Origin of the sequence: Commensalibacter sp. W6292M3 (assembly GCF_016101315.1) — a bacterium.
Classification (GTDB): Bacteria; Pseudomonadota; Alphaproteobacteria; order Acetobacterales; family Acetobacteraceae; genus Commensalibacter; species Commensalibacter melissae.
The window spans coordinates 98,471-120,823 of sequence record NZ_JACFQT010000002.1 but is presented as its reverse complement, the minus strand read 5'-3'; the positions used below and the strand labels follow the sequence as shown (position 1 = coordinate 120,823).

Sequence of the window (22,353 nt, the reverse complement as noted above, 5' to 3'; positions counted from 1 at the left end):
TCATGAAAATAGAAAAATTAGCCATTTCAGAAGTATTATTGATAACACCTCCTCGTTTTCGGGATAATCGTGGATTTTTTTCAGAAACCTATAATGCACAGCGATTAAAAGAAGTCGGGATTGATTTGTCTTTTGTGCAGGATAATCAAAGCCTTTCTGTTCAGAAAGGTGTTGTGAGGGGTTTGCATTGTCAGTTGGGCCCTTATGAACAAGGGAAGTTGGTAAGATGTACGCAAGGTTCGATTTGGGATGTGGCTATTGATGCGCGAACGGGTTCTCCGACATATGGGAAATGGGTTGCTGCGGAATTATCAGCTGACAATTGGTCTCAATTGTGGATACCACCAGGATTTTTACATGGTTTTTGTACGTTAACAGAAAACGTTATGGTACAATATAAATGTACAAATTTATATAATAAAGCCAGTGAGCGTGCTGTTTTATGGAATTGTAAAGAAATTGGCATTGAATGGCCAATCGCTGTAAATGATGCGATTTTATCAGAAAAAGATATGCAAAATCCATCATTTTCAGCAGCAAAGAATTGGTTTTCATATTCATAAAAGGATAAACTGATGACAATTCTAGTAATTGGCGGGAAAAATGGACAATTGGCAGAATCTTTACGGAATTTGCATGATAAACGCTTAAAGTTCATCGGCCGTCCACAGTTTGATTTTACACAACATAATACGATATCCGGAGTTTTTGAGCAAGATAGACCTGACCTTGTTGTAAATACCGCAGCATGGACGGCTGTTGACGCGGCAGAGGATCATCGAGATGAAGCCTATTTGGTCAATAGTTATGGGCCCGCCTATTTTGCTGAATTATGTGCAGGATATAATATTCCCATGATTCATATTTCAACGGATTATGTATTTTCTGGTGAAAAGGGGACTCCCTATGTTGAAACGGATCCAATTTCTCCCGAAACAGTATATGGGGCAAGTAAGGTTGCAGGAGAGAAGGCTATTTTACAGGCCCATCCTCATGCAATTATATTGAGAACAGCTTGGGTTTATTCGGCGCACGGAAAAAATTTTGTTCGTACTATGATTAACGCGGGAGCCAAAAATCCAGCGCTTCGTGTTGTAGGGGATCAGAAGGGAAATCCAACCTGTTCTGATGATTTGGCTTTGACGATTATGAAAATAGCAGAACAGATTGTCGGTCAAAAATGGCAGGAGAATTGGAGCGGTATTTATCATGCTGTTGGAACGGGTGATGCGACTTGGTATGATTTGGCTGTATATGCATTGAGACAGGCAGAGCGTTATGGGCAAAAAATACCTTCCATTACTTCTATAAAAACTGAAGATTGGCCAACTCCTGCAAAAAGACCACAGGATTCAAGGTTGAATACGGACAAGCTTTATAAAACTTTTGCCATACGGCTACCGGATTGGCATAAAAGTGTTGATAATGTCATTAAAAAAATTTTCTCGACATAGAATTTAAATATAAAGGTCTTGATCTTGAGGGTTAAGACTTTTTATATATGCTGAATTTATTTATGTAATATAGCATATGTTGTGGTGGCTGAGCCGTAGCAGAAATGGCTGTTTCCAATTGAAGCGTTAGGGTTCGACTCAATAATGATAATGGAATGGATGAATATTTCTTGGCACCATATATTGTATCACCGATAATTGGATGTCCCATAATGGAACAATGGGCTCTGGCCTGATGGGTTCTACCCGTTTGTAAATTAAGTTCAATTAAACTGCAAGCATTATCGCCTTTCAAAAATTTCCATTTTGTCAGTGCATTCTGACCCTTATTATCTTGTATCATTTTCCATTGGCCCTTTTGTGTTATTTTTAAAAGGGGGGATGTAATGATACCGGAATATTTTTTCGGTCTACCCTGAACAATGGCCCAATAGACTTTATTTACTTTATGTTGCGCAAAACAGGCTTGGGCCTTGATTAGGGCTTGCTTGCGTAGGGCTATTAATAAACATCCTGCTGTATCCTGGTCTAAACGGTGTACTAGCCACGGCCCTTCTTTTCGTCTTGATAACAGGGGAAAAAAATTTTCGACAGAGGGAATGGAAACATTTTTATCGCTCGAATACACAGGCATTCCAGCAGGTTTGTCAATGATAATATAATAGTTATCTTGATAAAGAATTCTAAAAGGAAGCAAGATAAAGAATCTTCCCCTTATTCTGATCTTTTAATAAGGATTTCACGTTTACCAACATGGTTGGCAGGACTGACAATCCGTTCTTTTTCCATTTGTTCAATAATTTTGGCCGCTCGATTATACCCGATGGATAAATGACGTTGAATAAATGAGGTGGAAGCCTTTCCCTCCCTTAAAACAAGATTGATTGCCTGGTTATATAATTCATCATTATTGCCGCCTGAACGTCCATTATTATCTTCCACAGGGTCAACGGTAACATCTTCAACATAAATCGGCTCACCCTGTGTGCGTAAATGCTGAACAACCCGTTCAACTTCTTCATCAGAAACAAAGGGACCATGAATGCGTTCAATACGTCCACCCGCCTGCATGAATAACATGTCTCCCTGTCCCAATAATTGTTCGGCTCCTTGTTCACCAAGAATAGTTCGGCTATCAAATTTGCTGATTACCTGAAAAGAGATACGAGTGGGGAAATTCGCCTTAATGGTCCCGGTAATTACATCAACGGAAGGACGCTGTGTTGCCATGATAACATGTATTCCGGCAGCTCGAGCCATTTGCGCAAGACGTTGAACGGCAGCTTCGATATCTTTGCCGGCCACCATCATGAGATCAGCCATTTCATCAATGACGATAACGATATAGGGAAAATGTTCAAGGGGAATTTGCTGTTCCTCAAATGTTGGTTTACCAGTTTCAGGATCAAAGCCTGTTTGTATGCGTCTTGTCATGACCTTGCTTTGATTTTTTGCATTGGTTATGCGCTGGTTATAACCATCAATATTCCTGACTCCAAGCTGGGACATAAGACGATAACGTCTTTCCATCTCCCTTACCGCCCATTTCAAGGCAGACAAGGCTTTGTGCGGATCGGTGACAACAGGAGTCAAAAGATGGGGAATACCTTCATATACAGAAAGCTCTAGCATTTTTGGATCAATTAGGATCAAACGGCATTCATCAGGAGACAGGCGATATAATAAGGATAGAATCATGGCATTAACGCCCACTGATTTCCCTGAACCGGTGGTTCCAGCAATTAATAGATGTGGCATTTTTGCAAGATTTGCATAAATTGGCTCACCAAAAATGTTTTTCCCCAAAGCCAGACATAAACGCGCAGAATTTCTGTGCCAGTTTTCTGTATTAAGCAGTTCGGAAAAATATACAATTTCACGAATATTGTTGGGAACCTCAATCCCGATGATATTTCTGCCTGGAACGGTGGCAATGCGCACTGATATAACGGAAAGAGAGCGGGCGATATCATCGGACAGGCCAATGACACGAGCAGACCGGATACCTGGAGCCGGTTCCAATTCATATAAAGTTACTACTGGGCCATGTAGAATATTACCTATAGTGCCTTTTACCCCGTAATCGTCCAAAATGGTTTCCAGCATGCGAGCATTGGCATGAAGCATTTCAGGTGTAGGTTTATTGCTTTCGTGATTTAAATTGGGTTTTAACAGGGTAAGGGAAGGAAAAGACCAACCGTTTCCTGATTGTTCTTCAAATGAGGGAGGGTGAGATTCAGATGCATTATTGGAAGATACAAAGTGTTCCTTAAGAGGTTTATGGAGCAGGGAAAAAATACCTTTATTTTTTATGGGCGTAGTTTCCCTTTTTTCATAAGGTTTGTCAGGTTGCCGGGTATCTCCATATTCTATTGATTCGGTGGGTTTTGTTAATTCTCTCAGAGGTTGCTCATTTTTATTAACTGTGGTGGATACTGTTGTTTCTTGCTTTGTTATCAAGGACTGCGATGCCGGCCGATAATTATTCTGGGCATCTTCCTGATCGTCCTCCGGGTTGAAAATAGGTGTGTTGTCTGGTGCCAGTGAAGAGGGTTTCTGTTTTTTTGCATAAGGCTGAATGGCATGGGTTGTTTCCCTGACAGAATCCTGATAGGCGGGAGGGGTATAGGTTTGTTCTTCCTTCAGGATATCTGGATTGGATTTAAAAGGCGAATGGTTGTAGGTTCGTGGAGGGAGATTATAAGAATTATTGATATAATGATCAGTTTCTGGTTCGGCAGGTTTAGATTTCCTGAGTAAAGTATAATAGAAAAATTGAAAGATCTTTTTGAAAAAACCTATGATCTTTTTCCATTCCTGTTTTGACAATCCCATTGTTAGAGGGATTAACAGCAAACAAAATATGGCGCTTAAAACCCAGATCAAGATTTTTCCCATAATGCCAAGTGTATCCTGAGCCGCTATCAAAGATGTTCTCGCGATCACGTAACCAATTGATCCCCCCAATCCAGGTGGAATAACAAGCGTAGGAACTTTGTTGCCTGAAAATAGCAGGATGGTTGCCACAATTAGCGCAGCCATGACTGGTATGGCAATAATCATGGCTATAAAACGGATAATTATTCCTTTTAAATATTGAAACCGTATGATGCGCCAACCCCATGCAATAAAAACGAGCACTGGGAAAAAACTGGCTATTCCAACCCATTGAATTAAAATATCTGACAAATGGGATCCAATATAACCGAGCAAGTTGCTGGGAGGCTGGTTTGACGAGGTATTGAATGAAGGGTCATAAGGATTGTAACTGATCAATGCCAGCATAAGTAACAAGGCAAATATCCATAGAATCCAGCCGCTTGCCTGTATCAGCCTTTTACTGAATGAAGATTGAAATTTTGAAGTCGTGTTTTTTCCAATTTTATTCTGGTTAGGCACAGTAATTATCCAAATCCTTACAGGGGTTTATTTATTTTTATAGGGTTATAAAACTGAAATATACCCTTGGTTATTTTCTTTTTACCCAAAATTTTAGGCATGTATTTTTGAAATTTCGTTCAGCTAACATATGATAATTATCATTTAGCATAAGATTTTCATCTTGTGCAATTTCTGTAATGATAATGGATCGGGTGGAAAGCCAATTTTTATTTTCTAGCGTCTGGAGTGTATAAGGTATAAGGTTTTTTCGATATGGGGGATCTAAGAAAACTAGGTTGCAGGGGTGTTCAGTTATTGGCAGGGCCTGATAATCACTGTAAATTACACTATTCAAATGGCAATGACAACGGGTCAAGTTTTTTTCTAAAACCTGACGAGTTGATTTATTTTTTTCACAAAAAAAACCTTTTCTTGCCCCCCTGGACAAAGCTTCAATACCCAAGGCACCCGTTCCGGCAAAAGCATCGAGAACAAGGCTGTCCTGCAAAAAATATTGTCCTCCCCATTCTGCATGTATAAGCATGTCAAATAATGTTTGTCTTACACGATCGGCCGTTGGACGGGTTTCCAGACCAGCAGGGGGGTACAAATGTGTACCCTTATATTTACCGGCAATAATTCGCATGTATCTATTTATTTCTGGATAAAGGTATGTGTTTACCCGTTTGCTCTCTAATGACTTTTCCCGAAACCTCATCAAGGCTATTTTTTGGTAATGAACCCAGCTGGAAAGGTCCATAGGCAATTCGGATTAGACGATTAACTTGTAAATCAAAATGTTGCATAACACGTCTGATTTCCCGGTTACGACCTTCCTGTAATGAAATTGTAAGCCAAGCATTCATTCCTTTTTGTGAATCGATTTTGGCAATGATTGGGGAATAGTGTATTCCTTCAACTGTAATGCCATCTTTTAGCTGATCCAGTTTTGCTTGTACGATATGACCAAATACCCGGACCCGATACCGACGCACCCAGTGATTGGAGGGAAGTTCCAGCTGCCTTGCCAGGGAGCCATCGTTGGTGAGTAGTAGAAGGCCTTCACTATTTAAATCCAATCTACCTACACTGATAACACGTGGCATGTTAGGCGGGAGTGCACCGAAAACAGTGGGTCGTCCCTCTGGGTCTTTGTGGGTGGTTATCAGGCCAACAGGTTTGTGATATCGCCACAAACGAGAATGTTCTGGATAAGCAATGAGTTTTCCATTAACATAGACATTGTCATTATTCGAGACAAAGGTGGCGGGTTGGGTGATTTGCTGTTGGTTAATAAAGACTTTACCTTCCGAAACCAGTTTCTCAGCATCTCTTCTGGATGCCACACCTGCACGTGCAAGCCATTTGGCAATGCGTTCTCCTTTTGAAAATGAGAGATTGGGAGAATCAGGATCTGTTTTGGGCATAGGTTCTGGCCTTGGCAATTAGTGCTGAAAATAATTTGCGATCAGTATAATCAATAGCAAATTCAGGATGCCATTGTACACCAACAAAAAAAACCCTTGAAGGATCTTCAATTGCTTCGATAGTGTTATCTTCGGCAAGGGCACTTGGGATCCCTTTTCCTGCAGATTTTATTCCAGATTGATGAAAAGAATTTACCATCCATTTTGTTCGCTTGGTTAAAGAATATAAACAGCTTTTTGGCTGAAGTTGAATGCAGTGACTTCCTTGATAGGGAGAATTTATTTGAATATGGGGAAGGCTTTCAGGCAATTCCGTTTGAATATTTTTATATAATTCCCCTTGGAGAAAAAAGGTCATGTGACAGGCACCACCTGCAATAGCCAGAATGGGAATGTTTTTTTCCCAAGCATATTGAAGAAAATTTTGTTCAAAGGGATCATGATTTTTTGAAGAGTCGGAAAATTTATTTTTATAAAGGACAAGCCCATCCATTTTGTCAAGAATCATTGATAAATTCTTTTGATTGACTGGAAAAATACCCAACGGAATTCCACCTGCCTCAAGAACACTTGTTTTTAAGTTTCTGTCCAGAATATAGGAACAAATGTTGTGATTATCTGTAAAGGGAATTGTACTACTATCCAGCGTGATGCCAATCAAGGGTAAAGAAGAATTTGTCATACAAGAATCATGGAGACGGTGAATATTAAGGGGAATATATTGGATAGACGTTTTTAATAAGAAAAAGATATTTTTGTCAAAGTATCTTTTAACTAAAGATGAAAATAGTTCTTCTAATTGAAAGAATTGGTGATTTAGATGACATATTCTATATTCAAAATTTACTATAGAATTATAACATGTATTAATTTTAAGATATGATATCATTGTATCCTAAACAATCTTACTGGAGAATGGATCAGGCTCTGCATCTTGCGAGGAAAGCATATCAGCGGGGAGAGATTCCGGTTGGAGCGCTTGTTTTATCACCGGAAAACAAGATTGTTGCGCAGGCTTTTAATCAGGTAGAGGCGCATCAAAATCCTTTGGCGCATGCCGAAATGATCGTTTTGAAAAAAGCTTGTCTAAAAGTCAAGAGTAAACGGCTTATGGGATATAGTCTGGTCGTTACATTAGAACCCTGTCCTATGTGTGCCGCTGCTGCAATGCATGCTCGGATCGCAAGAATTGTATTTGGAGCATATGATTCAAAAGGTGGGGGAATAGAGCACGGGGCGCGTATATTTTCACACCAGCAAACGATGTATCATCCCGAAATAATTGGAGGTGTTCGGGAGCATGCCTGTCAAAAATTATTAAGAAATTTTTTTATGAATTTACGGTAAAAAATTTTTAATTTTTGCCATAATTGATCATCATATTATTTCTTAAATAATTAATTTTATGTAAAAATAAAGAAATTACGAGGAATTTTATGGATAAATATTCTAAAAAAAAGCAAACGGTTCTAGAGCTTATAAATCATGTTTGTGGAAAAAAAATTAAACAGGGTTTATTGGCTTCTTTAGTGCTGGGCAGTGCAGTCACAGGTTATAATTCAGCCCAGGCAACAGATTTGTTAAAAGATCATTCTGATGCGATCAAGCCGGTAACCTCAACGCAAAATCTGCCTAATTTTGTAAATTTGGTCAAACAGGTCAAACCTGCCGTTGTATCCATTACTTCACGGGTTGTTGTCGGAGACAATGATGATTCAATGATGGGAAATGGATTTCCCAATGGCGATGATAATATGAATCCGTTTCCGTTTCCTTTTCCCTTTCCCATGTTTCCACAACAAATGCCCAAGCAGGTGGCTGAGGCACGTGGATCAGGATTTATCATTTCGCCTGATGGTTATATCGTAACCAATAATCATGTTGTTAAAGGGGCGAAGAAAATAACGATTGCCCTGGAGACTGGTGCGAAATATCAGGCAAAAATTATTGGAAGGGATTCAAAAACAGATTTGGCGTTGTTAAAAATCCAGTCTGAAAAACCTTTGCCATTTATCCAGCTTGGAGATTCAAATGGTATTGAACCTGGTGAATGGGTAATTGCAGTTGGAGATCCATATGGTTTGGGGGGTACCGTTACCGCAGGGATTGTATCTGCCCGGGGAAGGGATATCGGTGATACTCCTTACGATTCCTTTATCCAGGTTGATGCTCCAATCAATCGTGGAAATTCGGGAGGGCCTCTTTTTTCTCAAGATGGTAAGGTTATCGGTGTTAATACAGCAATTTTATCTCCATCAGGAGGATCAATCGGTATCGGGTTTGCCATTCCATCAAATACGGTGAAAAATGTCGTTACTCAATTGGAAAAGACAGGACATGTTACCCGTGGTTATTTAGGGGTTATGGGCCAGATGATCACACCTTCAATGGTGAAAATGTTAAAATTGCCTCCATCTGAGCATGGTATTCCACCAAAAGGGGTTTTGATTGCATCTGTTGCAAACAATAGTCCTGCTGAAAAGGCCCAACTGAAGGTTGGGGACGTCATTCTTTCTTTGAATGATAAAAAGGTTGAAAATCCGAGGGATCTTGCCAACCAGGTTGCGGCTATTACTCCAAATACAATGATTGATCTGAATATTTTGCGAAATGGCACGCGGAAAGTTGTAAAGGTTCAGGTTGGTAATCTAAACGAGGATACCAAGAGTAAAAAAACACCAGCTCCTGCTCCTGGCAGTTTGGGTGTCTCCTTATCATTATTAACCCCTGAAATAAGGCAACAGGCTGGTATTGATGAAAAAATCAAGGGGGTAATTGTTACCTCGATTAAAAACGATTCCCCAGCTGATCATGCCGGATTGCAGAACGGTGATGTCATTGTATCCGTTAATAATCAAGATGTTGATAAACCGGAAATGGCGAACCGGTTGATTAGTTCATCTCTAAAAACAGACAAAACTGTTTTATTGAGAATTTTAAGAGATGGCCAGTCCATATTTATCGCTGTCACACTCGGAGATAATGATTAAATTGCATGATTATCAGTAAGTTAAAAGCAATCGCAAAGTGTTGTTTCTTATTTATAAAGCGAAAAAAACACTTTTTAGAAATTGTTTATATTAATAATTTATAAACAACTTCCAAAAAAGTTAATTATTTATATAAAGGAAGTTATTCCCCTTTTACATTGACACAGGTTTTTCCATAAAAAGGGAAAATACCTGTGGTTTTATAATCAACAGAAGAAACTTTTGTTATGCCTGCCTTCTTTTTGGCAGAATCAATTGATGCATCTCCGCTTGCAACAATACCTAGTAGATTGTGGGCACAACTTGCACCTTTTTTTGAGGTGACAGTGTGATCAGTTGCTGAAATAGGGCCTTTTACATTACTGATTAAAGCTAGTCCCACGGGTGATTTACCACCCGCACATCCGGCTAGTAATCCCGTGGTTGCTAGTAAAAAAAACAGTTTTTTCATTATAAATCCAATAATATATTAAAATAAGTACTAAAATATGTAATTATTTATTAATAAATTAATTACGGGTTTTTAATAGCGGTTCTTTTATTGAATTTCAATCATAAATATTGCATATTATAAATATAAACATTATGAAATTATTACTTGTTTTGTACAGGATTGATCAATCAAGCTGAAGATCATACATAACTGTTCATGAAATTTTATAAATAATTTATTGTTTTTTATGGCTCACCAATTTTATTTCTGTACAAATATATTTTATTTATCGTAATTTTTTCGAATATGTATTATATAAAGCCAGCCTTCATTTTTATGAATCTGCATAATGTATAATATTTCTAAAAAACTATTAAAGAAATTAAAATCCTTATTTACAGTTCATGAGCCTTTTATAGGATTTGTAGATGAATTGAGTGATTCATATGCATATGGTTGGGTATGCAATCAGGATTTTCCTAATCAGCGTTTGATTTGTGAAGCAATTTTGCAGAAGACAAATGAAATACTGGTCTCTTCTGTAGCTGATAAATTGCATTATGAAACGATCAAAGAAATTGGAGATGGGAGCTGTTATTATGCATTCTATATGAAATTCCCACGTGTACTCAGTGTGAAAGAGCATGAAAATGTTGTTATTCGAGTAAAAAATTCAAATTATAAAATACCTTTTGCATCAAATATTAGATTGGAATTTCAACCATTTGTACATATGGCAATGGATATTGTTAATAATTGTAACTTACGCTGCCCATTCTGTTTGTATGATTATACCTCGACAAATAAAACATATTTTATGAGTGAAGAGGTCATAGAGTCAGCTTTACGTTTTTTGCCTTATATTCGGAACAGTGAATTTTGGTTTTCATGTCTGCATGAACCTACTCTTCATCCCAAATTAATGGATTATATTGAGAAGGTTCCTGAAATTTATAGAAATAAAATTTTTTTTACAACTAATCTGGCCAAGAGAATGTCAGATCATTTTTTTAATTGGCTTGTTAATTCCGGGATAGATCATATCAATATTTCCCTTGAATCCTTTGATTCTGTAATTTATGAACAATTGAGAAAAGGGGCCAAACAACATATTTTTTTGGAAAATATGGAGAAGTTGAAAAAAGCGGTCCTGACATCTGTTCATCCAATTAGAATACAATTTATAATCATGGCATATCAGTCCAACTTGAAAGAATTGCCAGATTTATTTAATAGGCTTGTTAATGATTATAATGCTTCTAAAGTGGAAATTCGCAATACATTCGATACCCCTTATCTTTCAAAAGATTTCAAAGAGAGAGAATTTTTAAATGATAGTGATTGGGTGAATTTAAGAAGGTTGTGTAAGACCTTGCCAAATAATGACAAGTTATTTTTTTTACAGGATCTTCAGGTTGAAGAGGCAGATCAAAGGAAAATATCAGTAAACAGATTTGTCGGTCAATTTATGCTTAGATTATCATGGGATGGTCGTTTAAAGGTATTTGTGGAGGCTTATTCAAATATACAGGGAAAAAAAGTGGAGAGAAATATCTCTGAAACTAATATAAAAGATATTGTTAATATTCATGATTTTTATGATCAGTTAATTGAAATAAGTAATAACATGATAATAAAAAATTAAATTATATCAATTTGATGAATGGTTTTATTTATGATTATCAAATTATTATTAACATTTTGAATGTTTTATTGAATATTTTGTTATTAAGGAAAAAATAGCATCTTTATTTCATTAAATAGATTATGTTGATTAAGTAAACCAGAATTTTAATTGAAAATGATATTATAAGCTTCATTTGATGAATGATTTATTTATAGGATTGATTCAATAAATTGTATGAATAAGGTAAATGAATGATCAATTCAATTATGATGGTCAGTATAGGTGGGGCCTTGGGCTGTCTGTTGCGCTGGTGGTTGGGGATTGCCTTGAACGCTTTTTTTCCTTATTTGCCCCTTGGAACTTTGGCTGCCAATTGTCTTGCTGGTTACTTTATTGGTATTGCCGTGGCAATTTTTGTGGTAATTCCAGTCCTGCTACCATGGCGCCTCTTCATTATTACGGGTTTTTTGGGTGGTTTATCAACCTTTTCATCTTTTTCTGCAGAAGTTGTTCTTTCCATGCAAGAAGGGCGTTTTATGTGGGCGGGAATTATAGTGTTTACGCATCTTATTTGTTCAATAGGATTGACCATTCTCGGAATTGCAACGATTTATATGATGAGATCTTGTTTTCATTGATTGTTTTGCATTCATTTTGTTTACTTCAACTCATTCGTATGATTAGGTAGATTTACTTGAATGGGAAAGCGCAATAGAAGGATAAATTTAAATGAAAAAAATTATTGTAATGATTTTCGGTATGGGGTTATTGGGGGCAGGAATAAATTCAGCTTTTGCCCAAGATTCAAAAAGTAAAGCTCCTTTTGATGAATCAATATGGCGTGTTGAACATTTAAGTCATCAAAAAACATTTATTAAATCCTATCAAAATGATCAGAAATTCACATATTTAAGTTTTAATCCTTATACACATCGAATTAATGGAAGTGGTTTATGTAATAAATTTCTTGGATTTTTTCAAAACAATGGAAACCAAATTACAATCAGTAAAATTGAACGTCAGCAAAATACCTGTTTGGATCCCCAGGTTAATGCGCAGGATGAATTTTTCTTTGACAAGTTAAAATTGGTTAAATCAGTTTCCATTGGTGGAAAATATCTAAGGTTGCTTGATGAAAATAATAAGATATTAATAACCGCAAAATATTTTAAATAATGATAACAAAAGGATGAATGGGTGATTATTTATTCGAATGAGGCAGAGGATCTTAACACGCCAACAGGCTTGATGCGTTGTCATATTTTCCGACCTGTCAAAGAGGGAAAATATACGGCGATCATATTTTACTCCGAAATTTATCAGGTAACTCAGCCAATTCGTCGTTTGGCATCTTATATAGCAGGGCAGGGTTATATTGTTATTGTTCCAGAAGTCTATCATGAATATGAAAATCCAGGTGTTGCCTTGGAATATGATAAGGAAGGAACGGATCGGGGTAACTGTTTGAAATTTGAAAAACCTGTTTCCGCTTATGATTCCGATACGACGTCAGTTATTGAATGGTTAAAAACCTATCCTTATTCTAATGGCAAGATTGGATCAATGGGGGTATGTCTAGGAGGGCATTTAGCGTTAAGAGCTGCCCTGAACCCTGAAATATCAGTAGCTGTCTGTTTTTATGCCACCAATGTGCATGATGCCACCCTTGGTAAGGGGCAAAGGGATGATACCTTGAAACGATTTAAGGATATCAAGGGAAAGGTTATGTTTACATGGGGAAAACAGGATCCCCATATCCCTTTTGCGGGTCGGCAATTGATTCGTGAAGCCCTGGAAAAAGCAGAGGTTCAGTACGAATGGCATGAATTCAATGCCCAGCACGCTTTTTTAAGGGATGAAGGGCCACGCTATGATCCCGCCCTGTTTCAAACCTGTATGGGGCTTGTCATTCGGTTTTTAATGGATTCTTTTTAGATTGCTGTCGATATAAAGTAACGTATGAATGATATTTAAATTTACGTTACTTTAATTTTTAATATTATTTTTCCTCTTTGAGGTATGCCTCAACGGGACCGTTGAGTTTCATGCTCATGGGCTTGCCACTGCGTGTCAATGTATTGCCGATGGATACCTTGACCCATTGTTCGCTCAGACAATATTCAATAACATTATCTTTTTCCACTCCTTTAAAGCGAATACCAACTCCACGGTTTAAAAGCTCTTCATTATAGTATGGGCTTTGCGGATCGGCAGAAAGGCGATCGGGAAGCGCGTCTGACATTTTTAGGTTTCCTTGTTGTGATTTTAGCGATAAGTTTTTAACTTATTACAAAAAAATGATTCGGCCTGACAAGCAATTTTGCGATTGAAGATTTTAATGGCTGAAAAGGGCATGAACAGATGGAGATAATAAAGTGCGTGGATTTGGCATGAACAGATGGAATAGGTTATTAGTAAATACGATATTGTTTCATGTCGGAATGATCGGTTGTGCAGGAACTTTTTTTCCAGGTCTTGCCCAGGAAAGTCAAACTTTAAACAATCAAGTTCTCATGCGTTATCCAACTTTACATGGGAATAAAATTGTTTTTTCGGCACGGGGTAATCTTTGGCAGGTTTCAAAATCAGGTGGAACGGCCGTTCGGTTGACTTCCGAACAGGGTGAGGATTTGATGCCGAGATTTTCACCGGATGGTCAATGGCTAGCTTTTACAGGAAGCTATCAAGGCAATAGAGACGTCTATCTCATGCCCGCTGCGGGTGGAGAGGTCAAACGATTAACCTATCATTCTGACATTGTTGCTTCTGCACCGGAACGTTGGGGGCCTGATAATATGGTTGTCACCTGGACACCGGATTCGAAATCAATCGTATTTTTATCTCGTCGCAATGCGTGGAACAGCTGGATGAGTTTGCCTTTTTCCGTATCCATAAAAGGTGGTCTGCCAAAAACGCTTCCCCTGGATCGTTCTGGATTTTTAAGTTATGATTGTGATGGAAAAAAAATTGCTTATACCCGTATCTATCGTGATTTTCGAACCTGGAAACGTTATGATGGTGGTCTGGCACAGGATATTTATATTTATGATTTTGATACAAAAAAACTGGAACAAATAACTCATTGGAAAGGCACAGATACCATTCCGATGTGGTATCAGGACAAAATTTATTTTTTATCTGACAGGGATGCCAATCGACGCGTTAATTTATGGGTTTATGACAAAACGACAGGAAAAAAACGCCAGGTAACGCATTTCACCGATTATGATATTGATTTTCCGTCATTGGGTGATCAAGGCATTGTCTTTCAACAGGGCGGTCATTTATACGTGCTTGATCTTCCATCGGAGCACCTGCATGAAATCCATGTTATTGTACCGGATGATGGTATAAAAATCATGCGTCGTCATGTGTTTTTGACTGATGATGTACGTAAAACTGATTCTGCCCAACAACCTGATTTCTCGATTGCTCCAAATGGAAAACGGGCCGCTTTTGCCGCAAGGGGAAATATATTCACCGTTCCTGTTGAAAATGGAGCTATCCGAAATTTGATTAATGCAAGTAATGTAGATGCAGATCATCCCGTCTGGTCACCGGATGGGAAATGGATCGCCTATACAACAGATAGTGATGGTGAACAGAATATTGCTGTTCGTCCATCTCTGGGAGGGGCCGAACGGCTTTTAACCCATTTCAAGTCAGGTTATTATTATGCTCCGCGTTTTTCTCCCGATGGAAAACAGCTTGCCTTTTCAGATGGCAACCATAATTTATGGACAGTTGATTTTGAGGGTAAATCCGTAAAAAAAATTGCCACCGATATTCATGCGGAAATACATGATTTTAGTTTTTCTCCTGACAGTCATTGGTTGGTTTATAGTTTAACTCAATCCAATCAGCAACGGGCAATTTGGGCTTATAACTTTGCTACGAATAAGTTTGTTCAGCTAACATCTGGAAACAATAATGATTATTTGCCACTATTTTCTGCTGATGGAAAATATTTATATTTTGTTTCCAATCGTCATGAAAATACTGTTTTTGCTGACAACGAAATGAACGCCCTGACGGTTAAAAGCGCGGGAATATATGTGGCAACCCTACAGGTTGCAACCCCATCCTTATTCGCCCCTCGTTCTGATGAGGGAATTACAGATAAAGATAGGGTTATAAGAGAGAAGGATGGAAAAATGATCTCTTCAATTCAGATCGATGAAAAAGGATTGGAAGATCGAATTGTTCCCCTACCAATTGAAGGTGGCATGATTATAGATATGCAGATTGCAGGGGATAAGGTTTATTACTTGATGAGTCCTCCACAAACGATTTCTAGTGAATTTCCGGGTGAAAAACCTGCGTTGCATGTTTATGACGTTAAACAGAGGAAAGATACCATAATTGAACAGGGTATTCAGAATTATAGTCTTTCGTATGACGGTCAGAAATTTTTATATAACAAGAATAACCAGTGGGTTATTAGTGATGCCAAGGAAAAACATACGGAAGATAAATCATTAAAGCTTGAATCCTTAACAAGTTTTGTCATTCCGTCTGAAGAGTGGCGGGAAATGTTTGATAATGCCTGGCGTCTACAGCGTGATCTTTTCGTTAATCCTCAAATGAATGGACAGAACTGGCATGAAATTCATGATCGTTATGCCAAATTATTGCCATTGGCTGGATCAAGGTCGGATATCAATTATCTTATTGGTCAGATGGTTGGAGAAATCGGTAATTCACATACATATGTTGGAGGTGGAGATCAACAGAATTTGATAAAAACAGTTCCCACAGCCTTATTGGGGGTTGACTTTGCCTATGATGCACAGAAGCAGCGTTATTATTTGGCAAAAATATATTCCGGGGATAATAGCCGCAAAGCCTATCGCAGTCCTTTATCCGAACCCGGATTTAATATTCATGCAGGTGATTATCTGTTAAGGGTAAATGGTCAAGAGGTAAAGAGTGATACCAACCCTTACCGGTTTTTTGTCGGGCTCGAAAATCCTGTCCAACTCTCTTTTGAGGATCGGCAAACAAAAGCCGTGAAAAATGTAACAGTCAATACGATTAAAAGTGAACTGTCATTAAGAGAGAAAGACTGGATTGAACATAATCGTAGACTGGTTGATCGTTTATCAGGTGGGAAAATAGCCTATATCTATCTTTCAGATATGGAAGAGCTTGGATTGCAGCAGTTTATCCGTCAGTTTTATGCCCAGCTGGATAGACAGGCCGTTATTATTGATGATCGCTGGAACGGTGGCGGTTTTATCGATGAAATTCTTCTTGAGCGTTTAAGGAGAATCTTAGTGGGAATGACCACAAACCGTGAAAAAATGACTCATTCCTTGCCTGAACAGTTGATTGTTGGACCTAAGGTCACGTTAATCAACCAGTATTCTGCATCTGATGGTGATATCTTTCCTTATTATTTTCGTAAATATGGTTTGGGTAAACTGATTGGCAAGCGAACCTGGGGTGGCGTACGTGGTATTCGCGGTTTTTGGCCGCTTAGGGATGGAGGATATATTACTATTCCAGAAGAAAGTTTGTATGGATTACAATCAGAATGGATTATTGAAAATCACGGGGTCGATCCAGATATTGAAATTGAGAATACTCCAGATGAATTACAGCATGGGCATGATAGACAATTGGAAACGGCAATAGATTATTTGCTAAAAGAGTTAAGGGATCATCCTGTATCTATGCCTCAGTCTCCTTCCTGGAAAACCGCTTATCCTGAGAACGGTATCCCCTTTAATAGGAAATAGGGTTCAAACTGTATGGTATCTTAATATAAGCCATACAGTTATCATTTTTAGAGTTTATATAAGCAGTAAGAAGAGATAACAGCCGTCACATTGATTTTTGAACATTCAAAATGTTGAAAGATTGTTAGTCTTTTAAAAAAGTTTGATGCAGTTTAATAATCTGGTATCCGGAAGCCAAAGTACAATGATCCAATTTTTTACCTTGTTGTACGGGACATTGATACCAATGATAATTTTTATAAAATAACCCATAACCATCTTCTATATTGCAGGATTTTTCTAAACTACCTGCAACTATTGGACATTTTTTATATATATTTTGTTTATTTATGAAAAAATAACCATCAGCAGGGGCGCAGTTGATAGTAACAACACCATTTTCCAGCCAGCATCGTTTATATTGGGCGACAGCTTTACAGGTAAACAGGATATTTAGGCTAATTCCAGCAATTATGGTTACAGCCAAAGAGCGCAGATGAAAGATCATTTATCTTTCCAGTTGAGATTAATAGGTAAGTGATCGCAGTCATTATTGTAAGGACTGGTTTTAACCATTTTATAGGGCTATAGTTTTTTTTGAAAGATTTGAAAGAATAAATTTAAAAGGGCTTTCAAAATGAGTAAAAAACAAAATAAATTAATTTTTATGGCCTGCTGCACTGCCTTGTTATTATCGACTGGTACAGCTAAAGCAATCGGTTTAAAGTTTTCCAATCCTCAGCCACATCAGAAAATTAAGGCCGGGAATCAAGAAATTCATTTGGTTTATGACCATGAATTTGATCCTTTCCGCAGTCGTTTGTTGTTGATAAATCAATCTGGACAACCTGATTTGATTCCCGCAACAACCGCTTTAAATCACAGGGAAGTTAAAACATCATATCCGTTAAAAGCGGGGCAATATATCTTGCAATGGCATGTTTGGAATTGGAAAGGGGAGGAAAGTACAGGTGAAATTCCTTTTGAGGCTGTTAATCCCTGATTTTGTTCATTCTATTGCCAATCGTAAACCTGCCCCAGCAGCAAGTGGGCAAAAAGGTAGAGCAATAGCAAAACATGCCCCGAGTAATTGAAGATTGGGTAGGAATGCGAGATTATTTAATTTTGCATCAATAAGCATGGTGCCAAAAATAAGGACGGGGGTTAACAAGGGAAAAGTTAATAAAGGGAGCAAAAAAGAGTTTTTCTTGGCTCCAAGGGCAATAGAATTTGTCATTCCCCCAACAAGAGATTGACAGGCGGTTCCAAGTGAAAGGCTGATAATAAAAATGGGCAGGATTGATATGGGCAAGTTATATAAAATTGTTAAGGGGATACTGGCGCAGAGAAGAGGGATCCCTGTACATAACCAGTGACCTGTCATTTTGGTGAAGGCCAAGGTAGAGGGAGATATTCCAAGCAAAAAAAATTGATCCAGGGACCCATCCTCATAATCTTGCTGGAATATGCGTTCCATAGGCAACAAAGCGGCCAACAGGGCGCAAACCCACAAAATGGCAGGGGCTATTTGCTGAAGTCTTTGAGGTTCTGGTCCAAGCGCAAGCGGGAAAAGAGTCGCTGTCAAAATAAAAAACAGGATTGTTCCAACGGTATCACTGGCATGCCGGAAAGAAAGCAATATTTCTCGTTGTAAAAGAAGAATGAAAGGCATGGGAATGATATCTTAATGTAAGGAAGGGAGTGAAAGATTAAGAGATTTTGCGTTGATCAACGGAAGATCTGTATGTGTACTGACTAAAATCATGCCACCATTTTTTTGAAAAGAGGCAAATATTTCAGCAAGATTGATCATGTTTTCTCTATCCAATCCAACGGTTGGTTCATCTAGCAACCAAATTGTTGCAGGTTTAAGCAAAATGCGGGCCAAGGCTGTGCGACGTTTTTGACCAGCGGATAATAATCGAACGGGAGTATCAATTAAATGGTATAAATTAAATTTTTTCAAACAATCGTGAAGATTGGTTTTGTAAAATTTTGAATATAACTGCAGGTTCTCTCTCACAGTCATAATCGGTTTTAAGGCGTTTGAATGACCCAACCAAGCAATAGTTTGAAGATAATTTTCATAAATTTCATGATGTTCAAAGATGTTTCTGGAGTTCCATAAAACATTACCTGAATCTGGTTTTCTGAACCCTGCGAGAATTCTTAATAACGTACTTTTGCCAACGCCATTTGGACCATGGATACAGAGACTTTCCCCTGCAGATAGAGAAAAATTGATATTGTTCAGGACCAGTTTTTCATTTCGAAATGTGGTTAGATTGACAATAGATACGGTCATGAAAAGGGTTTCAAAAATGATTTTAAGTTACAAAAGTACACTGTTTAGTGAAATTGTAAAAGCCCATGAATAATTGCTTTTATGATATTCAAGATATAATAAGTATAGTGTAATTGGCGAGATAACAAATATAAAATGTTGTTTATACACGATTATCTAACGACATAATTTAAGGATATCATTATGAAACTGATTGGTCAGGATAATTTAAAAACATGTAAAACGTTGGAAGTCGATGGAAAAACCTATCATTATTTTTCACTGGTTGAAGCAGAGAAAAAATTGGGTAATTTTCGTCGTTTACCAAATACCTTAAAAGTATTGCTGGAAAATGTTTTACGCTTTGAAAATGGTCAATCTTTTACGGTAGACAATGCCAAGGCAATTATAGAATGGCAAAAGAATCATCATAGCCAGTCCGAAGTGCCTTTTCGTCCTTCCCGTATTTTGATGCAGGATTTTACAGGGGTTCCAGCTGTTGTCGATTTGGCTGCCATGCGTGAAGGAATGACCCAGTTAAAAGGTGATCCACAAAAGGTTAATCCACTAATTCCGGTAAATCTGGTGATTGATCATTCTGTAATGGTCGATAAATTTGGATCTGATGCGGCACTGAAAGAAAATATAACGCTTGAATTTGAACGAAACGCTGAGCGGTATGCTTTCCTTCGTTGGGGACAAGAAGCGTTCAAGGGCTTTTCCGTTGTTCCACCTGATACTGGAATTTGTCATCAGGTTAATTTGGAACATATTGCCAAGGTTGTTTGGCTTCGTGATGAAGATGGAAAAACCTATGCCTATCCAGACACTCTTTTTGGAACAGATTCCCATACAACAATGGTCAACGGATTGGGTGTTCTTGGCTGGGGTGTTGGAGGTATCGAAGCTGAAGCAGCCATGTTGGGGCAACCGATTACAATGTTAATACCGGATGTTATCGGCTTCCGGTTAACAGGAAAATTGGCAAAGGGTGTAACTGCAACAGATCTTGTTCTGACAATTACACAGATGTTACGTAAGAAGGGTGTTGTTGGCAAGTTTGTTGAATTTTATGGTCCGGCTTTGGATCATTTACCACTTTATACACGGGCTACAATTGCAAATATGGCACCTGAATATGGCGCAACATGTGGGTTCTTCCCGGTTGACCAGCAAGCTTTGGATTACCTCAAATTAACCGGTCGTGACGATCATCAGATTAAGTTGGTGGAAGCTTACCTTAAAGCACAGGGTATGTTCCGTGAAGCGAATGCGGAAGAACCAGAATTTACTGATACTTTGGAACTGGATATTGGTAATGTTGTTCCCTCTATTTCAGGTCCTCGTCGTCCACAAGATCGTATCAGCCTCAGCGATGCAACCTCTGCATTCGTCAAAGAGCTGTCTTCAGGATTCCATGTTGAAGGTAAAGATCAAGATGTCGCTTGTGTTGTTGCCGGTAAAGATTTTAAACTCGAACATGGTTCAGTTGTAATTGCGGCAATTACTTCATGCACCAATACCTCTAATACGGAAGTGATGATTGCTGCTGGTTTATTGGCAAAAAAAGCACATGCTTTGGGATTGAAGCGGAAGCCTTGGGTTAAAACGTCTCTTGCACCTGGTTCAAAAGTTGTTACTGAATATTTAGAAAAGGCCGGGTTAATTCCATCTCTTGATGCGCTTGGATTCAATATTGTTGGATATGGTTGTACAACCTGTATCGGAAATTCTGGTCCTCTGGCACCAGAAATTGTTGACACTATCGAAAATAACAATTTGGTGGCAACAGCGGTTCTTTCGGGAAACCGTAACTTTGAGGGACGTATTTCTCCAAACGTTCGCGCAAACTATCTGGCAAGTCCACCGTTGGTAGTCGCTTATGCTTTATTGGGAACCTTGCGTAAGGATATTACAAAGGATCCTATTGGTGTTTCCAAGGATGGTAAGGAAATTTATCTACATGATATTTGGCCTTCAACAGAGGAAATCAAAGAGGTAATGGCAGCAGCGATTACGCGTGAAGAATTCCGTAAGGGATATGATAATATCAGTAAAGGTACGGTTGAATGGCAGAGATTGGCTGTGGCAACTGGATCTCAGACTTATGATTGGGATTCAAAATCAACCTATGTTCGTAATCCTCCCTATTTTGAAGGAATGAAGCGGCATCCTGAAGCCCGTCATGATATTAAAGGGGCAAGAATATTGGCGTTATTAGGGGATAATGTTACAACAGATCATATATCTCCAGCTGGTTCCATTCGTAAAGATTCCCCTGCTGGCAGATATTTGACTGAACATGGAGTTAGGGTGGAGGACTTTAACTCGTATGGTTCACGTCGTGGTAATCATGAGGTCATGATGCGTGGCACTTTTGCCAATATCCGTATTCGTAATGAAATGGTTCCAGGAGTTGAAGGTGGATATAGCAAGCATTATCCTGATGGTAAGGAAGGGGCAATCTATGATGTTGCCATGGAATACCAAAAAGAAAATACACCATTGGTTGTTTTTGGCGGTAAAGAATACGGAATGGGTTCCTCCCGTGACTGGGCGGCAAAAGGTACGACGTTGTTGGGAGTAAAAGCCGTTATTGCTGAAAGTTTTGAACGTATTCATCGTTCTAATCTTGTTGGAATGGGTGTATTGCCACTCTTATTTGAGGAGGGTACAACACGTAAAACGTTGGGATTGAAGGGTGATGAAAAAATCGATATTTTGGGTATCGAAACTTTAAAACCGCGTCAAAAAATGATTATGAGAATAACTCGCAATGATGGTTCACATCAGGATATTCCTGTGATCTGTCGTGTTGATACACAAGAAGAGGTGGAATATTATCGTAATGGTGGCATTTTGCCTTATGTTCTCAGACTAATGGCCTAAGTCTTAAAATCTGTTTTAAAGTGTAAGTGACCTGTTTATTTGTTAAACAGGTCACTTTTCATTTGTAATATATCCAAACATAACGTGTCATTATCATGGAATTATAAATATTTGGATTTGTTACTTGTAAAGCATTTATAAGATTGTT

At 38.3% G+C, this 22,353-nt stretch carries 21 protein-coding genes; 11 read left to right on the top strand and 10 right to left on the bottom strand.

Features of this window, described 5'->3' with window-relative positions; all coding sequences use genetic code 11:
- The first annotated feature begins 2 nt into the window (after positions 1-2).
- Entirely contained in the window at positions 3-563 is a 561-nt protein-coding gene (gene rfbC, locus H3T57_RS06120; protein WP_198193556.1) for a dTDP-4-dehydrorhamnose 3,5-epimerase, read from the top strand.
- Between the two features lie 12 nt (positions 564-575).
- Positions 576-1,454 carry a dTDP-4-dehydrorhamnose reductase gene (gene rfbD, locus H3T57_RS06115; protein WP_198193555.1) on the top strand — a complete coding sequence of 293 codons (879 nt, stop codon included), beginning with the start codon at positions 576-578 and terminating at the stop codon, positions 1,452-1,454.
- A 31-nt stretch (positions 1,455-1,485) separates the two neighbouring features.
- Here rfbD and H3T57_RS06110 read toward each other — a convergent pair whose 3' ends face one another.
- The 5 genes from H3T57_RS06110 to H3T57_RS06090 form a co-directional block, all read right to left on the bottom strand.
- Positions 1,486-2,151 (bottom strand): RluA family pseudouridine synthase, encoded by a 666-nt coding sequence (locus tag H3T57_RS06110; protein ID WP_232349774.1) that lies wholly within the window; start codon positions 2,149-2,151, stop codon positions 1,486-1,488.
- Between the two features lie 17 nt (positions 2,152-2,168).
- The gene (locus tag H3T57_RS06105; protein ID WP_347400967.1) at positions 2,169-4,853 is read right to left on the bottom strand and encodes a DNA translocase FtsK 4TM domain-containing protein; all 2,685 of its coding nucleotides are present in this window, start codon (positions 4,851-4,853) and stop codon (positions 2,169-2,171) included.
- 70 nt (positions 4,854-4,923) lie between these two features.
- The gene (gene rsmD, locus H3T57_RS06100) at positions 4,924-5,481 is read right to left on the bottom strand and encodes a 16S rRNA (guanine(966)-N(2))-methyltransferase RsmD (protein ID WP_110439128.1); all 558 of its coding nucleotides are present in this window, start codon (positions 5,479-5,481) and stop codon (positions 4,924-4,926) included.
- 4 nt (positions 5,482-5,485) lie between these two features.
- Complete coding sequence (locus tag H3T57_RS06095; RefSeq protein ID WP_198193554.1) at positions 5,486-6,262, bottom strand: pseudouridine synthase; 777 nt, start codon at positions 6,260-6,262, stop codon at positions 5,486-5,488.
- Positions 6,243-6,944 (bottom strand): gamma-glutamyl-gamma-aminobutyrate hydrolase family protein, encoded by a 702-nt coding sequence (locus tag H3T57_RS06090; protein WP_198193553.1) that lies wholly within the window; start codon positions 6,942-6,944, stop codon positions 6,243-6,245. Before H3T57_RS06090 ends, H3T57_RS06095 begins: the two co-directional genes overlap by 20 nt.
- Before the next feature lie 233 nt (positions 6,945-7,177).
- Here H3T57_RS06090 and H3T57_RS06085 point away from each other — a divergent pair, with 233 nt between their 5' ends.
- The gene (locus H3T57_RS06085; RefSeq protein WP_110439125.1) at positions 7,178-7,609 is read left to right on the top strand and encodes a nucleoside deaminase; all 432 of its coding nucleotides are present in this window, start codon (positions 7,178-7,180) and stop codon (positions 7,607-7,609) included.
- Positions 7,610-7,698: 89 nt separating this feature from the next.
- A complete protein-coding gene (locus tag H3T57_RS06080; RefSeq protein WP_122124132.1) occupies positions 7,699-9,252 on the top strand; it encodes a trypsin-like peptidase domain-containing protein in 1,554 nt (517 codons plus the stop codon).
- A gap of 142 nt (positions 9,253-9,394) precedes the next feature.
- Here H3T57_RS06080 and H3T57_RS06075 read toward each other — a convergent pair whose 3' ends face one another.
- Entirely contained in the window at positions 9,395-9,703 is a 309-nt protein-coding gene (locus tag H3T57_RS06075) for a TRL-like family protein (protein WP_110439123.1), read from the bottom strand.
- A 331-nt stretch (positions 9,704-10,034) separates the two neighbouring features.
- On the opposite strand from H3T57_RS06075, the gene H3T57_RS06070 reads away from it, so the two are divergent.
- The 4 genes from H3T57_RS06070 to H3T57_RS06055 all read left to right on the top strand — a co-directional run bounded on the left by H3T57_RS06070 (position 10,035) and on the right by H3T57_RS06055 (position 13,247).
- Entirely contained in the window at positions 10,035-11,330 is a 1,296-nt protein-coding gene (locus tag H3T57_RS06070) for a radical SAM protein (protein ID WP_198193552.1), read from the top strand.
- A gap of 233 nt (positions 11,331-11,563) precedes the next feature.
- Positions 11,564-11,950, top strand: coding sequence for a fluoride efflux transporter CrcB (gene crcB / locus H3T57_RS06065; protein ID WP_198193551.1), 387 nt, complete (start codon positions 11,564-11,566; stop codon positions 11,948-11,950).
- 91 nt (positions 11,951-12,041) lie between these two features.
- The gene (locus H3T57_RS06060) at positions 12,042-12,488 is read left to right on the top strand and encodes an META domain-containing protein (protein ID WP_122124129.1); all 447 of its coding nucleotides are present in this window, start codon (positions 12,042-12,044) and stop codon (positions 12,486-12,488) included.
- Positions 12,489-12,509: 21 nt separating this feature from the next.
- Positions 12,510-13,247, top strand: coding sequence for a dienelactone hydrolase family protein (locus H3T57_RS06055; protein ID WP_198193550.1), 738 nt, complete (start codon positions 12,510-12,512; stop codon positions 13,245-13,247).
- 64 nt (positions 13,248-13,311) lie between these two features.
- Here the strand turns inward: H3T57_RS06055 and H3T57_RS06050 are convergent, their stop codons facing one another.
- Positions 13,312-13,554, bottom strand: coding sequence for a DUF3297 family protein (locus H3T57_RS06050; RefSeq protein WP_110439118.1), 243 nt, complete (start codon positions 13,552-13,554; stop codon positions 13,312-13,314).
- A gap of 133 nt (positions 13,555-13,687) precedes the next feature.
- On the opposite strand from H3T57_RS06050, the gene H3T57_RS09230 reads away from it, so the two are divergent.
- Positions 13,688-17,053 (top strand): S41 family peptidase, encoded by a 3,366-nt coding sequence (locus H3T57_RS09230; protein ID WP_198193549.1) that lies wholly within the window; start codon positions 13,688-13,690, stop codon positions 17,051-17,053.
- A 124-nt stretch (positions 17,054-17,177) separates the two neighbouring features.
- On the opposite strand, the gene H3T57_RS06040 is transcribed toward H3T57_RS09230, so the two are convergent.
- Positions 17,178-17,540 (bottom strand): hypothetical protein, encoded by a 363-nt coding sequence (locus H3T57_RS06040; protein ID WP_155568589.1) that lies wholly within the window; start codon positions 17,538-17,540, stop codon positions 17,178-17,180.
- Positions 17,541-17,669: 129 nt separating this feature from the next.
- Between H3T57_RS06040 and H3T57_RS06035 the strand changes: the two genes are divergently transcribed.
- A complete protein-coding gene (locus H3T57_RS06035; protein WP_155566049.1) occupies positions 17,670-18,035 on the top strand; it encodes a copper resistance protein CopC in 366 nt (121 codons plus the stop codon).
- Positions 18,036-18,041: 6 nt separating this feature from the next.
- On the opposite strand, the gene ccmB is transcribed toward H3T57_RS06035, so the two are convergent.
- Both ccmB and ccmA read right to left on the bottom strand, forming a co-directional pair.
- Positions 18,042-18,704, bottom strand: a complete 663-nt coding sequence (ccmB, locus tag H3T57_RS06030) for a heme exporter protein CcmB (protein ID WP_155567394.1) — start codon at positions 18,702-18,704, stop codon at positions 18,042-18,044.
- 12 nt (positions 18,705-18,716) lie between these two features.
- Positions 18,717-19,337, bottom strand: a complete 621-nt coding sequence (ccmA, locus tag H3T57_RS06025) for a heme ABC exporter ATP-binding protein CcmA (RefSeq protein WP_155567393.1) — start codon at positions 19,335-19,337, stop codon at positions 18,717-18,719.
- A 183-nt stretch (positions 19,338-19,520) separates the two neighbouring features.
- Here ccmA and acnA point away from each other — a divergent pair, with 183 nt between their 5' ends.
- Entirely contained in the window at positions 19,521-22,205 is a 2,685-nt protein-coding gene (gene acnA / locus H3T57_RS06020) for an aconitate hydratase AcnA (RefSeq protein ID WP_155569683.1), read from the top strand.
- The last annotated feature ends 148 nt before the right edge of the window (positions 22,206-22,353 follow it).